The sequence below is a fragment of the Sorangium sp. So ce128 genome (assembly GCF_051525245.1).
Lineage (GTDB): Bacteria > Myxococcota_A > Polyangia > Polyangiales > Polyangiaceae > Sorangium > Sorangium cellulosum_B.
Map to the genome: position 1 here is coordinate 7,352,649 of NZ_CP150313.1, position 16,646 is coordinate 7,369,294.

At 71.0% G+C, this 16,646-nt stretch carries 9 protein-coding genes; 5 read left to right on the forward strand and 4 right to left on the reverse strand.

Annotated elements, in window-relative coordinates:
* The first annotated feature begins 438 nt into the window (after positions 1-438).
* The 3 genes from WME82_RS27900 to WME82_RS27910 all read left to right on the forward strand — a co-directional run bounded on the left by WME82_RS27900 (position 439) and on the right by WME82_RS27910 (position 8,345).
* On the forward strand, positions 439-5,469 hold the full coding sequence (locus WME82_RS27900; protein ID WP_438037765.1) for a HAMP domain-containing protein: 5,031 nt from the start codon (positions 439-441) through the stop codon (positions 5,467-5,469).
* Positions 5,470-5,884: 415 nt separating this feature from the next.
* Positions 5,885-6,253 (forward strand): hypothetical protein, encoded by a 369-nt coding sequence (locus WME82_RS27905; protein ID WP_438037766.1) that lies wholly within the window; start codon positions 5,885-5,887, stop codon positions 6,251-6,253.
* A 184-nt stretch (positions 6,254-6,437) separates the two neighbouring features.
* On the forward strand, positions 6,438-8,345 hold the full coding sequence (locus WME82_RS27910) for a serine/threonine-protein kinase (protein ID WP_438037767.1): 1,908 nt from the start codon (positions 6,438-6,440) through the stop codon (positions 8,343-8,345).
* Between the two features lie 29 nt (positions 8,346-8,374).
* On the opposite strand, the gene WME82_RS27915 is transcribed toward WME82_RS27910, so the two are convergent.
* Entirely contained in the window at positions 8,375-9,493 is a 1,119-nt protein-coding gene (locus tag WME82_RS27915; RefSeq protein WP_438037768.1) for a phospholipase D-like domain-containing protein, read from the reverse strand.
* Positions 9,494-9,870: 377 nt separating this feature from the next.
* Between WME82_RS27915 and WME82_RS27920 the strand changes: the two genes are divergently transcribed.
* Both WME82_RS27920 and WME82_RS27925 read left to right on the forward strand, forming a co-directional pair.
* Complete coding sequence (locus tag WME82_RS27920) at positions 9,871-10,431, forward strand: hypothetical protein (protein ID WP_438037769.1); 561 nt, start codon at positions 9,871-9,873, stop codon at positions 10,429-10,431.
* Positions 10,432-10,438: 7 nt separating this feature from the next.
* Positions 10,439-10,924: a DUF421 domain-containing protein gene (locus tag WME82_RS27925; protein ID WP_438037770.1), complete on the forward strand. Its 486-nt coding sequence runs from the start codon at positions 10,439-10,441 to the stop codon at positions 10,922-10,924.
* Positions 10,925-10,931: 7 nt separating this feature from the next.
* Here the strand turns inward: WME82_RS27925 and WME82_RS27930 are convergent, their stop codons facing one another.
* From WME82_RS27930 to topA, 3 genes are all read right to left on the reverse strand, one after another.
* Positions 10,932-12,419, reverse strand: coding sequence for a DUF2330 domain-containing protein (locus WME82_RS27930; RefSeq protein WP_438037771.1), 1,488 nt, complete (start codon positions 12,417-12,419; stop codon positions 10,932-10,934).
* A gap of 149 nt (positions 12,420-12,568) precedes the next feature.
* The gene (trmFO, locus tag WME82_RS27935) at positions 12,569-13,981 is read right to left on the reverse strand and encodes a methylenetetrahydrofolate--tRNA-(uracil(54)-C(5))-methyltransferase (FADH(2)-oxidizing) TrmFO (protein ID WP_438037772.1); all 1,413 of its coding nucleotides are present in this window, start codon (positions 13,979-13,981) and stop codon (positions 12,569-12,571) included.
* A 34-nt stretch (positions 13,982-14,015) separates the two neighbouring features.
* Complete coding sequence (gene topA, locus WME82_RS27940) at positions 14,016-16,613, reverse strand: type I DNA topoisomerase (RefSeq protein ID WP_438037773.1); 2,598 nt, start codon at positions 16,611-16,613, stop codon at positions 14,016-14,018.
* Positions 16,614-16,646: the final 33 nt, after the last annotated feature.

Consider the following 16,646-nt stretch of genomic DNA (forward strand, 5'->3'; position numbering starts at 1 on the left):
GACGCGCGCGCCTTGCGCGCCGTACGCGTGTGCTGCGTGCTGCGCGTGGCGCGAAGCTTGCCCGGCTGAGCGCCTGCTAGTAATACGAGCCCATGCTGCTGCGCGGTGGGAGCAGAAGCGCATGGCCGACGTGCCATGAAGCCTGAACCCGAGGGGACCTCGACGGCCGCCTCGCGGCCTTTCAGCGAGGGCCCCGCTCCTCGGCGGCGGGAAGCGTCGCGCGGAGCCCGAGCGCAGCCTCGATCGATGACGCCGCCGTCCAGGCGAGGGGGCCTGTCCTCCTGCCGTCCTCTCGCGCGGCGCCCTGGAATCACGCCGGGGCACCGGGTCCGACGGCCTCCAGCGCCCCTGGGCCCCTCCGCGCCCGGGGCGCGCGCTCATTTCCCTTCTTATTGACCGATCGGTCCTGCCCGCAGGCGGGACCAGGAGAACAGCGGCATGGAGCAGCGAAGCGACCTCGACAAGGCGGCCCGCAAGGCGAGAGCCGGCAATGGCAAGAGCAAGAAGGCCGCGTCCGGGGATGGGCTGCAGCACGGCGCCGCGCGCGCGAGGAAGGCCCGCCCGGCCGAGCGCCCCAGCGCCGCCGCGCCGCTCGAGAGCGACGAGCTCGACCGGCGGACGCTGCTGATGTCGCTGACGGGCCTGAAGAAGGGCGATTTCTCGGTGCGGCTGCCCGTCCACTGGCTCGGGCTCGACGGGAAGATCGCCGATACGTTCAACGATGTCGTCGAGCGCAACGAGAAGCTCGCGAAGGAGCTCGCCCGCCTGAGCCGCGCGGTGGGCAAGGAGGGCAAGCTCTCCCAGCGCGCCTTCATCGGCGAGGTGAGCGGCGCATGGGCCGACGAGATCGCGTGCATCAACGCGCTGATCGGCGATCTCGTCCACCCCACCGCCGAGACGGCGCGCGTCATCGGCGCCGTGGCCAAGGGCGATCTCTCGCAGACGATGGCCCTCGAGGTGGACGGCAGGCCGCTCGACGGCGAGTTCCTCCGGACCGCCAAGACCGTCAACACGATGGTCGAGCAGCTCGGCTCCTTCGCCTCCGAGGTCATCCGCGTCGCCCGCGAGGTCGGCACCGAGGGCAAGCTCGGCGGGCAGGCCGACGTCCGCGGCGTCGCCGGCAGCTGGAAGGACCTCACCGACTCCGTCAACTCGATGGCCGGCAATCTCACCTCCCAGGTGCGCAACATCGCCGCCGTCACCACCGCCGTCGCCACAGGCGATCTCTCGAAGAAGATCACGGTCGACGTGAAGGGAGAGATCCTGGAGCTCAAGGACACCATCAACACGATGGTCGATCAGCTCCGCTCCTTCGCCTCCGAGGTCACCCGCGTCGCCCGCGAGGTCGGCACCGAGGGAAAGCTCGGCGGGCAGGCCGACGTCCGCGGCGTCGCCGGCACCTGGAAGGACCTCACCGACTCCGTCAACTCGATGGCCGGCAACCTCACCTCCCAGGTGCGCAACATCGCCGCCGTCACCACCGCCGTCGCCAACGGCGATCTCTCGAAGAAGATCACCGTCGACGTCAAGGGCGAGATCCTGGAGCTCAAGAACACCATCAACACGATGGTCGACCAGCTCAACTCCTTCGCCTCCGAGGTCACCCGCGTCGCCCGCGAGGTCGGCACCGAGGGAAAGCTCGGCGGGCAGGCCGACGTCCGCGGCGTCGCCGGCACCTGGAAGGACCTCACCGACTCCGTCAACTCGATGGCGTCGAACCTCACGGCCCAGGTGCGCAACATCGCGACCGTCACCACCGCCGTCGCCAAGGGCGATCTCTCGAAGAAGATCACCGTCGACGTCAAGGGCGAGATCCTGGAGCTCAAGAACACCATCAACACGATGGTCGACCAGCTCAACTCCTTCGCCTCCGAGGTCACCCGCGTCGCCCGCGAGGTCGGCACCGAGGGAAAGCTCGGCGGGCAGGCCGACGTCCGCGGCGTCGCCGGCACCTGGAAGGATCTCACCGACTCCGTCAACTCGATGGCCGGCAACCTCACCTCCCAGGTGCGCAACATCGCCGCCGTCACCACCGCCGTCGCCAACGGCGACCTCTCCGAGAAGATCACGGTCGACGTGAAGGGAGAGATCCTGGAGCTCAAGAACACCATCAACACGATGGTCGATCAGCTCCGCTCCTTCGCCTCCGAGGTCACCCGCGTCGCCCGCGAGGTCGGCACCGAGGGCAAGCTCGGCGGGCAGGCCGACGTCCGCGGCGTCGCCGGCACCTGGAAGGATCTCACCGACAACGTGAACTCCATGGCGGGCAACCTGACGAACCAGGTGCGCGGCATCGCCAAGGTCGTGACCGCGGTCGCCAACGGCGATCTCAAGCGCAAGCTGGTCGTCGACGCCAAGGGGGAGATCGCCGCGCTCGCGGACACGATCAACGGCATGATCGAGACGCTCGCGACGTTCGCGGATCAGGTGACGACGGTGGCGCGCGAGGTCGGCGTCGAGGGCAAGCTCGGCGGGCAAGCGAGCGTGCCCGGCGCGGCCGGCACGTGGAAGGACCTCACCGACAACGTGAATCAGCTCGCGGCGAACCTCACCACGCAGGTGCGCGCGATCGCCGAGGTCGCCACCGCCGTGACCAAGGGCGATCTCACCCGGTCCATCAAGGTCGAGGCGCAGGGCGAGGTCGCCGCGCTGAAGGACAACATCAACGAGATGATCCGGAACCTCAAGGACACGACGCTGAAGAACAGCGAGACGGACTGGCTCAAGAGCAACCTCGCCAAGTTCTCGCGCATGCTCCAGGGGCAGAAGGATCTCCTCACCGTCGGCCGGAGGATCCTGTCCGAGCTCGCCACCGTCGTCACGGCGCAGCAGGGCGTCTTTTACATCATGGATGCCGCCCGCGAGGAGCCCGTCCTGAAGCTGCTCGCGAGCTACGCGTTCAAGGAGCGCAAGCACGTCGACAACCAGTTCAAGCTGGGCGAGGGGCTCGTCGGGCAGTGCGCGCTCGAGAAGGAGAAGATCCTCCTCGTCAACGCGCCCCACGACTACATCACGATCACGAGCGGCCTCGGCGACGCGCCCCCGGTGAACATCATCGTGATGCCGGTGCTCTTCGAGGGTCAGGTGAAGGCCGTCATCGAGCTCGCGTCGCTCGAGCGCTTCAGCCCGACCCACCAGGCGTTCCTCGACCAGCTCACCGAGTCGATCGGCATCGTGCTCAACACGATCGAGGCCAACATGCGCACCGAGGACCTGCTCAAGCAGTCCCAGTCGCTGGCGCGCGAGCTCCAGAGCCAGCAGGAGGAGCTCCAGGAGACGAACGCCGCGCTCGGCGAGAAGGCGCGCCTCCTGGCGGAGCAGAACGTGGAGGTCGAGCGGAAGAACCACGAGGTCGAGCAGGCCCGCCAGGCCCTGGAGGAGAAGGCGCGCCAGCTCGCCCTCACGTCCAAGTACAAGTCGGAGTTCATGGCCAACATGTCCCATGAGCTCAGGACCCCGCTGAACAGCCTCCTCATCCTGTCGGACCAGCTCTCCAGGAACAACGACCAGAACCTCACCGCGAGGCAGGTCGAGTACGCGAAGACGATCCACGCGTCAGGCACCGATCTCCTGGGGCTCATCAACGACATCCTCGATCTCACGAAGATCGAGTCGGGCACCGTCGTGGTCGACGTCGGAGAGATCAGCTTCACGGACCTCTCGGACTACGTGCGCCGCACGTTCCGGCACGTCGCCGAGGCGAAGAAGCTCGATTTCGAGCTCTCCTTCTCGTCGACGCTGCCGGCGTCGCTGTTCACCGACGCGAAGCGGCTGCAGCAGGTGATCAAGAACCTGCTCTCCAACGCCTTCAAGTTCACCGAGCGCGGCAAGGTGGTCCTGGAGGTGACAGTGGCCCGCGGCGGCTGGAGCCGTGAGAACGAAGTGCTCAGCCGGGCCGATGTGGTGATCGCCCTCTCCGTCCATGACACAGGGATCGGGATTGCGCCTGACAAGCAGCAGATCGTCTTCGAGGCGTTCCAGCAGGCGGACGGCAGCACGAGCCGCAAGTACGGCGGCACCGGGCTCGGGCTCGCGATCAGCCGGGAGATCGCGGGGATGCTCGGCGGCGATCTCACGCTGGTCAGCGCGCCGGGCCGCGGCAGCACGTTCACGCTCTACCTGCCGCGCACCTTCCGGCCCGTGCGGGCGGCGCGGCGGCAGCCGACTCACGTCCTCGACGCGCCGCCGTCCATCGATGATGCCGTCCACAGCAGCCGGCCGTCGGATCGCACGTCCGCGAGCGCAGACGTCCAGATCATCGACGACAGCGAGAGCGTCCGCCCAGGCGACCGCGCGATCCTGATCGTGGAGAACGACACCGTGTTCGCCCGATTCCTCGTGGATGTCGCGCGGGAGCACGGCTTCAAGGCGGTCGTCGCGCTCCGCAGCGCGACCGCGCTCGCGCTGGTGCGAGAGATCCAGCCCGCGGCGATCACGCTGGACATCAACATGCCCGACGTCGACGGGTGGCGCGTGCTCGACTGCCTGAAGCGCGATCTCTCGGCGCGGCACATCCCGGTCCAGGTGATCACGACAGAGACGGAGGAGGAGCGGAGCCGCGCGCGGCGGATGGGCGCGGTGGGCCTGCTCAACAAGCCGCTCAGCAGCAGGACGGCGCTCGACGAGGCGTTCGCGCGGCTCGCCGGGCTGATCGGCTCGCCGCGGCGCCGGCTGCTCGTCGTCGCGCCGGACGAGGCCGCCTTCGCCCCGGTGACCGAGCTGCTCGGGGACGCGGAGGCCACGGTCGCCAGCGCGACGACGGCCCAGGAGGCGCTCGACGCGCTCGATAGCGAGGCGTTCGACGCGATCGTGATCGATCTGCACCTGCCGGACATGCCCGGCCTCGAGCTCATCGAGCGCCTCGATCGCGCAGGGCGCTTCGCCGATCTCACGGCCATCGTGTACGCGCCGGCCGGCGTCGCCGGGGACGACGAGGCGCAGCTCTCCCGGCTGGCGCAGAAGCTGCCCGTGAAGCATGTCCAGTCGAGAGAGCGCCTGCTCGACGAGATTACGCTCGCGCTGCACCGCCGGCTCTCGGATCTGCCGGAGCCGACGCGGCTCATCGTGGAGCAGCTCCACGAGTCGACCGCCGCGCTCGCCGGCAAGTGTGCGCTGATCGTCGACGACGATTTCCGCAACATCTATGCGCTGAAGACCGTCCTCGAGAGCTACGGGATGACCACCCTCACCGCCGACACGGGGAAGGCCGCCATCGAGCGCCTGGGGAGCACGAGCGGGATCGACGTCGTGCTCATGGACATCATGATGCCGGAGATGGACGGATACGACACGATCCGCGCAATCCGCAAACAGCCGGCATTCCAGACGCTACCGATCATCGCCGTCACGGCGAGGGCGATGAAAGGCGACCGGGAGAAGTGCCTGGAGGCGGGCGCGACCGACTACACCTCGAAGCCAGTCGACACCGAGCAGCTGCTGGCGCAGCTCCGCATCTGGCTCCATCGCTGAGCTCGCTTCATCTCCCGTCACCGCTGCTCTCCACACCACGCCCTGCGATCGCCCCCGAGCACGCCCGGCAGTTTCGTCTGCGCTGCAACGACGCCTCGGTGTGGCGCACCTGCGCAAGCTCTTGCGCGGCACACGGGCGATCGACTGCGCAGAGTACCGAGCATTTCCCGCATTTTCATTTGGCATGCCGCCTGCTGTCGCCTGCTGTGGCGATGTGTGTTTCCAGAATACAGGCAGGGCGCGCGCGCGAGGACGTTCGTCGGGAAAGGAGCTGTAGGTGAGGCCAAAGCTGGTGACCGGTCTTGTCAGGACGTGGTCGGACGCCGAGAGGTCGGTTGAGCGCGTGATGAGCTGCGGATACACGCGTGACGCCATCAGCCTTGTCATGAGCGATGCGGGGCGCGACCATCGCGCCGTGGACGGAACCGCGGGCGCGGCGGCGGACGTCGGTGGAGCGGCGGGGGCGGCCTCGACCGCGCTCGTGGTGCTCGGCGCGAGCGTGGCGTTCCCTGGCCTGGGGCTCGTGGCGGCGGGGCCCATCGAGGCCGCGCTCGCCGGAGCTGGCGCGGCCGGCGGGCTCGTCGACGCGCTCGTCAGCGCCGGCATTCCCGAGCACCGGGCGAGCATCTACGACAGCGGCCTACGACAAGGTGCGATCCTCGTGGGCGTAAATGCTTCCTCCGAGCGAGATGCAGAGATCCTGGAATTGATCCTCGAGTATGCCGGCGCCGAGGACGTCCGGAGCGAGAGCTCGCAGCGGCGTCCTTACGACAGCTTCATCTGAGCGGTCGCGGGAAGGCGGAAGGCACGTGGCAACTTGCCTCGCTGAGGCGCGCTGCCGCTGACGCGCCCGTGCAGGGTTTCAGGAGCTCCCCGAGCGGTTCGCCTGGCACACGCGATGCTCCAGACTCGTCGCGTGCCGTCGCGTGGCGAGCGGCGGATGGCCGGAGCAGACGGCAGGAGAGCGCATGTCGAGCAACATGACCCAGGCGTTCGAGCACACCTCAGGGGAATGCTTCGAGGTCGACACGGTGGTGGGCGAGAAGTACCAGCTCCTCCGCAAAGCGGGAGAGGGCGCGATGGGGTCTGTCTGGGTCGCCACGAACACGGCGCTCGAGGCCAATGTGGCCATCAAGGTGCTGCGGCCGGAGATGCGCTCTCCCGCGATCGCCGAGCGCCTGCTGCGCGAGGCGCGGGCCGCGGCGAAGCTCAGCCACCCCGGGATCGTGCGTGTCTTCGATCTCGGCAAGACCGCGGACGGCACCCCGTACATCGTGATGGAGCTCCTGGAGGGCGAGGCCCTCCGGGACGTGCTCTGCCGCGAGCGTCGGCTCGCTCCCGAGGTGGCGCTCGCGATCCTGCTGCCGGTCGCGAGCGCGATGCACGCGGCCCACGAGCGGGGCGTCGTTCACCGGGATCTCAAGCCGGACAACGTGATGCTCGCGAATCAGGGCGACGGGCGGATAAGGCCCAAGGTCGTCGATTTCGGGATCGCGAAGGTGACGTGGACCGAGCCCGAGTCCGGATCGACGGGCGCGGCCGTGATCGGGACTCCGCAGTACATGCCGCCGGAGCAGGCGCTCGGGCAAGGCCACATCGATCATCGAGCGGACATCTGGGCGCTCTGCACGATGCTGTACGAGGCGATCGCGGGTGAGACGCCGTATGCCGGGGAGCACGGGTTCGGGACGCTGCGCGCGATCATCCAGGATCCGGTGCGCTCGCTCGTCGAGCGGTGCGGCTCGGATCCGGCGCTGTGGTCGATCATCGAGCGCGGGCTGCGCAAGGATCCGGCGGATCGCTGGGGGAGCATGCGCGAGCTGGGCAGCGCGCTCGCGACGTGGCTTGTCTCGAGGGGAGTCTCGGAGGACGTGTGCGGCGCGTCGCTCCGCGCGCAATGGCTGGACGAGCGGGCCAGCCAGATCCCGTCGCCGTCGCCGCGGCTGAACGCGGTGAGCTCCGCGCCGACGCTGCACTCGCGCCGCGCGGACGACTCCCTGGAGCTGCAGCTGCCCGTGACGGCCGCGCAGAGGGCGCCGGGGGCGGCGGCTGCGGCGGGTCACAGCGCGCCGGGGACGGCGGAGCGCAAGGGGATCGAGGAGAGCGGGGAGCGCGCGTGGTCCGAGGCGACCGCGATGGTGAATCTGCCGGGGGCGGCGTCTCCGTCGCCGCGGTCGTCGTGGCGGGAGCGCTTTCCGCTCCGCGGCGTCGCGGCGGCCGGGCTCGTGGCCCTCGCGGGAGCGGCGGTGTGGAGCGTCGCGCTGGGCACGGCGGGTCGCGCAGGCGAGTCGACACCGGCGCCGCCGGTGCAGCCCGTGGCGATGATCGCCGCGGCGCCGTCTCCGGCGCAGCCACCGCTCGAGGTGAGCTCCCGTCCGACCGGCGTGGCGCACGAAAGCGTGGCGCCGCCGGTCGGACCCACGGCGCCGCGCCCGGCGCGCGCGCTGAAGGCCGCGGTCCCCGCACCTCAGGCGCCGGCCACGGCCGTCGCGCGGGCTGCGATCGCGGCGCCGGCGGCGAACGCGCCAGCCGCGACCGGGAAGCCGCCGGCGCCAGCGGCGAGCGCGCCGCCCGGGTCGTCCGGGCCCAGCGCGGGCCCGGAGGCGCCGGCCTCGACGGCGCAGCCGGTCGCCGCCGGCTCGGCGCAGGCGCCAGGGAGCGCCGCCTGTCCGGCTGGCGGAGACCGGGAAGGCGGGGAAGCGGCCTGCCCGCCGGCCGCCGAGGCGTCGACGAGCGCCGTGGAGGTCTACGATGACGCCGGGACGACCGAGAAGGAACCGGGCGTCCACCGCCGTCCGGCGACCACCGAGGAGGCGCCGCCGGCCGCGGATGCCGGCGCAGCGGAGGGCTCTTCGAGCGCTCCAGCGGCGCCGTAGCGGCCCGGATGCCGGCCCGGCGGGCAGGGCTAGACGCCGAGCGACTGCAGGAACCCACCCTCACGCTCGGCCTCGGGGAGCGCGCCCGCATAGCGAGGCTCCACCAGGTCGAGGCCGAAGCTCCACAGCGCGTTGCGCGCCTGCGCGAAGGGGCCCTGCCTGGGCAGGTTGTCGAGGCGTACGGCCTCGCTCCGCCCGAGGTCCTGCTCGAACAGGCGGGCCGCGTCCCTCACGAAGGCGGGCTGCTTGACGATGAGGTTCGCCTCGCTCACCCACCTCAGGCTCGTCGAGTTCGCGTTGAAGGTCCCCACCGTCGCCCAGTCGTCGTCGATCACCGCGAACTTCGCGTGGAGCATCGACGGGAGGAACTCGTGGATCTGGAGCCCGTTCTCCAGCCATGACGTGTACCGCGCGAGGCTCGCGTGGCGGATGGCCGGGAGGTCGGAGTCGCGCGGCACGATGATCTTCACGTCGATCCCGCGGCGCGCGGCGTCGATGAGCTCGCGCTCGAGCCCGCGCGGAGGACAGAAGTACGCGTTCTCGATCCACACCCGCCGCCTCGCCGCGCGCACCCGCGCGAGGTGGCGCTCGTAGATGACCGCGGGCGGCGTGGGCGCGTCGGTGATGAACTCCACGTCGTCGTAGACGCCGCCCGTCCAGTAATCGAAGGAGCGCCCCGCGGCCTCGTCGGCGAGCATCCAGCGGCACTCGAACGCCCGCGCCATGTCGGTCACGCAGGGCCCCATCACCCGGCTACAGACCTCGTGCCAGCCGTCGCCGCCCTCGTCGCGCGGCAGCCACTCGTCGGCCCACGCAGCGCCGCCGACGTACCCGGCGCCGTCGATCACCACGATGCGCGAGTGCTCCCGCGGGAACAGGGCGCCCCCGCGGAGGACGGCGCCCAGCGGCCTGTAGGCGCGGGCGCGGATGCCGCGAGCCCTCATGTCCTCGAAGAACGCCGCCGGCGTCGTGTGGCTGCCGAGCGCGTCGTACAGGAGCCGGACATCCACGCCTCGCCGCGCGGCGCTCGCGAAGGCGTCGGCGAAGCGACGACCCATGAGATCGTTGCGGTAGATGTACGTGGAGATCCATATCCGCTCCCGGGCGAGCGCGATGTCCTTGAGGAGCGACTCGAGCACCCATTTCATCCCGGGGAGGAGGAGCGTCGCATGGAGAGCGCCCCCTGCCGCAGCGCGACCGGTGCTGGAGTCCGCCCTGGAGCCTGGAAACGTCGGCGCCGAGCAGGTCATGTCGAGTCCCGAACGCCGGGCGGCTGCAGCTCGATTGCCACAGCGGCCCGCGCGCTCACCGCCGTGGCTCAAGCAGCCCGTGTGCCACATCGCCAAGGCGCGATCGCGCAGTGAAGTCAGCAACAGGAGGCTCGCCACGTGGCAAAGCGCCACGCTCACGGCGCCGTCCGCGGCGCCTGCGGGGCAAGCGGCCTCTCCGGCGCAGCGGCTGTCCTCGCGAGCGGGCCGCGCATGCGCGAGCGGGCCGCGGCACCGGTCTTGAAAGCGTGGGCGCGATGCTCCCCGCCGCCCGCGAGCTCTCCGCTCCTCGGCCCGCCCGGACGCGCACCAGATCGCGCCGGGCGCCATCCGAACCCGAGCCCACACCGCCGTCCGCGCCGCCCCTGCGGCGCCGGCTCGCCCTGGATCCCCTGCACGCGATCGGCGCGCTCGCGCTCGCCTGCGTGGCCGCGAGCGCCTTGTTCATGCACGCGCTGGCGACGCGCGAGGCGACGGCGCAGGGGCTCACCCTGCGCGTCGCCTACCCCGAGCGGATGCGCTTCCGCGACATGGAGCGGGTCACGTTCGACGTGGAGAACACGGCGGGCGAACCCTGCCGGGCGGCCGCGCTCACGCTCGACGAGGCGTACCTGGACAGCTTCGAGGAGCACCACGCCACGCCTGCAGAAGCGGCGTTCGGGCGCTTCGCGCTGGGCGACCTCGCGCCCGGCGAGCGCCGCCGGATCGACATCGAGCTCCGCGGCGAGCGCAGCTGGCTCGCCTCGGGCAACGCGACCCTGTCGTGCGGTGGGGAGCGCGGCGTCCACGTGCCGCTCCGCACGTTCATCTTCCCCTGAGATCACCATGGAGACCGTCGCCCGCGTCGCCTTCGTCTATGTGTTCCTCGCCGCCGCGTTCCGCGTGCTCGGCAAGCGCGAGCTCAGCTCGATGTCGCCGTTCGAGCTCGTCACGCTCATGCTGATCCCCGAGATCGTCTCTCAGGCCCTCGTCCGCGAGGCGTCGCTCGCGAACGCGCTCGCGGGCGTGTCCACCGTCCTCGTGCTCGTGTTCCTGACGTCCCTCCTGACGCACCTCTTCCCGAAGGCGTCCGAGGTCATCGACGGCTCGCCCACGGTGCTGGTCGCGAAGGGCCGTATCCTGGAGGAGGCGTGCAATCGCGAGCGGATCCAGCCGGAGGAGATCCTGTCCGAGATGCACAAGAGCGGGCTGGAGCACCTCTCCCAGGTGCGATGGGCCATCCTGGAGGCGGACGGCGCTCTCACCATCGTCCCGGAGCAGGGCCACGCCCTGCCCGTCGCCCGGGCCAGGACGCGGGACGAAGGCGTCTGAGCGCCGGTCAGGCCGGGCGGGAGGCGAGGCGGCGCGCGCCGCGACGGGCTATCGCCGCCGCGAGGGCGAGGGCGCCGAGCGTCATGCCCACGAGCGTGCCCTGCCCGCGGGTCCGCGAGGGGCGATCGCCGTCGAGGACCGGGATCGCCGCGCCGCAGAGCACGTCGGCGTGGACGCTGACGCGGGCGCGAAGCCAGTTGTCGACCCGCTCCTGCGGCGCGGGGCTCAGGACGAGGTCCGTGTCGAGCGCGGCGCGCGGCAGGTTCGCCTCCAGGCGGGTCAGCCAGACGTCCTTCGGGTGCAGGCCGACCATCGCGATCGCGAGGTCGTCGAGCTCCCCGCACGCGAGTTCGCGCGCGTCGATCTGGTCGGAGGCGACCTCCCCGCAGCTCGGATCGGACAGCGGGACGCCGGCCGGGCACGGGTTCGCCACGGCGCGGCTCTCGGTCGCGATCTCGGCGAAGCGCACGGCGCACGCGGAGTCCTGGACCTCGCCGGTCTCGCCGTTGGCGAACCCCTGCTGGGCGAACGCGGCGGCGATCGTGTCGACCGGGGTGGTCGAGCCGCTCGTTGTGTAGCGCACGCCGAACGGCGCCGCGGGGCTCGACACGGGCGAGAACAGCGAGCCCTGCTGCGCGTAGGGGGTGAGGAACGCGCGGCCGCCGTCGGCCGCCGCGATCGCCTTCTCGCGGAGCACGCCGTAGTTCGACTCCTGCGAGGCGAAGTCCCACGCGAGCAGGTCGACGGGGACGGCCGCGGCCGCGAACCCCTCGGGAGCGAGCCGCGCCTCGCTGATGGTGAAGAGGGTGATCGCGACGTTCGCGCCCGTCCCGGCGGCGACCATCCGGAGCGGGAGCGCGGGGTTCGCCCCCGGCGTGACGACCCGCACCGGCGTCATCTCCTTCACGTCCTTGCCCGGCTGGAGCCTGATGGCGATGAAGTCGAAGCCCTCGTCGACATAGGCGTCGATGATCGGCTGCGTCGACTCGTCGACGTTGAAGCCGTTCTTCTCGAACCAGGCGTTCAGCACGCCGGGCGTGTCGGTCGCGAGCGTCACGGTGTCGTACGGACCGACGGTGCCGCGGTGAAGCACCACGACGTCATCGCCGCCGAACGCCCTCCCCGCCGCGTCCGCGGAGCCGAGGGTCGCGCCGCAGCCCCCGCCGCTACGGGCGCAGGTGGAGCTCGGCGCGGTGATGCGCACCGACGTGGCCGCGTCGAGCGTCTCGAACCAGGCATCCGAGCCTTCCTCGAGGATCGCCCCGCGCTTCACCGGGAGCACCCACCCGAACGCGCTCGGATCGCCGGAGTACTGGATCTGATCCCAGAGCACCGACTGGACGGGCGACACGGAGAGCACCATCCGGTGCGCGTTGACGACCGTCGTCTCGGTGGGCGGGGCGAAGCACCCGCCGCAGGCGAGCGCCTCGCGCGGCGACAGGAGCGTCACGGAAGGAACGGCGAGCGCAAGGAGCGCGAACAAGCGAAGTTTCATCGGCTACCTCCATGGGCGCAGGTCCGCGCGGGCGGGCTCTCGAAGCGCGCGGGCGGCGCGCGGCGCACCACCGCCAGGCTATCCAAGCCTGCGCGCGGCGGGCAGCCCGCGCACGATTGGCGCGCCGCCTGCCGCGCGGCGAGCCGCCGTCAGCCCGCGGCCCACCACGCGTCGAGGTCGCGGAGGGCGCGCTCGGCCATCACCTCGTAGCGGGCGCGCTTGCGCAGCTTGCCGTGCGCTGGATCGAGCGGCGCGATGTGCGCCCAGGTGATGTTGGACGGCTGATACGTGAGCTGCTTCCGGCCGAGGTGCGTGAGGATGCCGCCGAGCGCCGTCGTGGGCGGCGGCGGCCGGAGCGGCTCGTTCCGCAGCTGCTGCGCGAGGAGGATCGCGCACACGAACCCCGCCGCGGCGCTCTCCACGTAGCCCTCGACGCCCGAGATCTGGCCGGCCAGGTGCACGCCCGGCAGCGCGCGGAGCTCCATCGCGGGGCCGAGGAGCGCCGGAGCGTCGACGAAGGTGTTGCGGTGCACGGAGCCCATGCGGAGGAACTCGGCCTCCTCGAGGCCGGGCACCATCCGGAACACCCGCAGCTGCTCGGCATACTTCATGCGCGTCTGGAAGCCGACCAGGTTGTACGCCGTCGCCGCCTCGTCCTCCGGGCGCAGCTGGAGCACCGCGTAGGGGCGCCGGCCGGTGCGCGGATCGGTGAGCCCCACCGGCTTCATCGGCCCGAACGCGAGCGTCTGCTCGCCGCGTACAGCCATCACCTCGCAGGGCAGGCACCCCTCGAAGTAGCGCACCTCCTCGAAGGCGCGGGCCTCCACCTTCTCCGACGCGACGAGGGCCTGGACGAACGCCTTGTACTGCGCCTCGTCGAAGGGGCAGTTCACGTACGCCTCGTCGCCGGCCTCGGCGTCGTCGCGGCGCTCGGCCGCGTCCTCCGGCGGCGCGGCCCGCTCCAGCTGCGCGCTCCGCTCGCCGCGGACCGCGCCCCCCTTGCCGTAGCGCGACTGCTTCCACACGCGCGACCAGTCGATCGAGTCGGCGCTGACGATCGGCGCGATCGCGTCGTAGTAGGCGAGGTGCTCGGCGCCGACGGCCGCGGCGAGGCTCGCCGCGAGCGCGTCGGAGGTGAGCGGCCCCGTCGCGAGGATCACGGGCCGCTCGGCGGGGATCTCCGTCACCTCCCGGTGCTCGACGGTGATCCGGGGGTGGGCCTCGATCGCCCGCGTCATCGCCTCGGCGAACCGCTCGCGGTCGACCGCCAGCGCGCCTCCGGCCGGCACCGAGGTCTCGTCGGCGCACCGCAAGGCGAGCGAGCCCACGCGCCGGAGCTCCTCCTTGAGGAGCCCCACCGCGTTGCTCAGCGCGGCGCCGCGCAGCGAGTTCGAGCACACGAGCTCGGCCAGCCGATCGCTCGTCTGCGCAGGCGTGCGCCGGTGAGGTTTCATCTCGACGAGGCGCACGCGCAGCCCGCGCTGCGCGAGCTGGTACGCCGCCTCGCAACCGGCCAGGCCGCCTCCGACGACGACGACGTGCGGGCTCTCCGCTCCGTTCATACAGCTCACCAGGGTGGGGGGTCTCGCGGGCTTCTTAGCTCGCCGTGCGGCGGGCGCGCACGGCCCGCGCAGGCTTTTCGGCGGCCCCCTGGGCCGCACCAGCGCCCTGCGGCGCGGCGTCGGGCCGGCCGGCTGGCGTGGGCTCCGCCGGCGCGGGCCGTGCGGCCGGCGCCGGGGCGGCGCTCGCGACGACCGCCGCGGCGTCCGGGGTGGTGGTGCCGTCGGCGGCGCCGTCCTCCCCTTCCCCCTCGACGATCTCCTGCTTGAAGCCGCAGTCCTTCGTCGCGCAGACGAGCATCGCCTTCTTGCCAGCGGTGCGGGTGACGAACTTCGCGCTGCACTTCGGGCATGGGACCGGCACCGGCTTCTGCCAGAGCTTGAACTCGCACTTCTGCTCGGCGTTCCAGTTGGAGCAGCCGTAGAAGGTGCGCCCGCCCTTCTTGCGGGGCCGGATCTCGATGAGATCGCCGCCGCAGCTCGGGCACGCGACGCCGAGCGGAATCGGGCGCGTGTTCTTGCAGGCCGGGTACCCGGTGCACGACAGGAAGTCGCCGAAGCGGCCCGTCTTGATGATCATCGGCTTCCCGCACTTGTCGCACGAGATGTCGGTCTCGCGGACGGCGGCGGTCCCCCGCGCGTCGGACAGGTCGCGCGTCGCCTTGCACTTCGGGTAGCGCTCGCAGCTCAAGAACCAGCCGTTCTTGCCCCACTTCTTGAGCATCATCGACCCGCACTCGTCGCAGACGATGTCGGTCTTCTCTGCCTCGGGCTTCCACGGCGCGAGCTTCTTCGACTTGTCGAGCTGCTCCCTGAACTTCTTGTAGAAGGTCTTGAGCAGCTGCTCGCGCTTCAGGCTGCCGGCGCCGACCGCGTCGAGCTCCTCCTCCATCTGCGCCGTGAAGTTCGGGTCCATGATGTCGAGGTTCGACCGGACGAGGCCGTCGACCACGAACTTCCCGAGGAGCGTCGGCTGGAACGCGCCGCCGTCCCGCTTCTCGACGTACGCGCGCTGCTGCACCTTGCTGATGATCTCCGCGTACGTCGACGGGCGGCCGATGCCGCGCTTCTCCAGCTCGCGCACGAGCGAGCCCTCGTTGTAGCGGGGCGGCGGCTGCGTGAACTTCTGGTCGGTGATGACCCCCGGGGGCGACACGGCGAGCGCCTCGCCCTCCTTCATGTCGGGCAGGAGCGCCTCCGAGTCCTCCTCGGCCGAGGGCCCCGGCGCCGCGCGCTCAGCCTCGGCGGCGGTCGCCTCGGGCGCCGGCGCGGCGGCGCCGCCGTCCGCGGCGGCGCCGCCTGCGCTCTCGTCCTCGCCGGCAAACTCCTGCTGGCCCTCGGTCACCTGCAGCCAGCCGGCGAACTTGAGGATCCGCCCGGTCGCCCGGGCGAGGTAGCTCCGGTACGCGGGCGCCGCGATCGTCGGCGCGACGTCGATCTCGACCGTCGTGCGGTCGTACACCGCCGGGGTCATCTGCGAGGCGACGAAGCGGTTCCAGATGAGCTTGTACAGCTTGTACTGCTCGTCCTTGAGGTGCTTCTTGATCGAGTCCGGGTGGATCTCGACGCTCGTCGGCCGGATCGCCTCGTGCGCGTCCTGCGCGTTCTTCTTCGACTTGTAGACGTTCGGGCGCTCGGGGACGAACTCCTTGCCGTACCGCTTCGCGACCACGCCGCGCACCTCGGCGATCGCGTCGTCGCTGACGCGCGTCGAGTCGGTACGCATGTACGTGATGAGGCCGACCGGACCGCCGTCGCGCTTGAGGTCGATGCCCTCGTAGAGCGCCTGGGCGATCTGCATCGTCCGCTTGGCGCCGAAGTGCAGGTAGTTCGTCGCGTCCTGCTGGAGCTTCGAGGTGGTGTACGGGGCGGGCGGGTTGCGCTTCTGCTCGCGCCGCACGACCTTCGCCACCTTGTAGCGGGCGGTCTCGAGGTCGGCGCGCACCTTCCCCGCGACCTCGCCGTTCGTCACCTCGAGCTTCTTGCCGTCGGCGGAGGCGAGCTTCGCGACGAACGGGGCGCGCTGCGGCGGGCTCGCCGCGCCGAGGCCGACCGCGATGTTCCAGTACTCCTCCGGGACGAACGCCTCGACCTCGCGCTCGCGGTCCACGATGAGCCGCAGCGCGACCGACTGCACCCGCCCCGCCGACAGGCCGAACGCGAGCTTCGACCAGACGAGCGCCGAGACGTCGTAGCCGACGATGCGGTCGAGCACGCGCCGCGCCCGCTGCGCGTCGTACAGGTTCTCGTCGAGCTTGCGGGGGTTGTGGACGCCGTGGTCGACCCCCTTCTTCGTGATCTCGTGGAACTCGACCCGCGCCACCTTCAGCCTCGGGTTCTTGATCTCCTCCGAGATGTGGAACGCGATCGCCTCCCCTTCGCGATCGGGGTCGGTCGCCAGGAGCACCTCGTCCGCCCTCTTCGCGGCGGACTTCAGCTCCTCCAGGACCTTCTCCTTGCCCTCGATGACCTCGTAGGTCTCGGCAAAATCGTTCTGCACGTCGACGGCGTTCTGCTTCTTGGGCAGGTCCTTGACGTGCCCCTTCGAGGCGAACACCTCGTACCCGTTGCCGAGATATTTCTTGATGGTCTTCGCCTTCGCCGGCGACTCCACGATGACGAGCGTCTTGGCCATCACCACCTTCTGAGCAACGAGATCGGGCTTGTG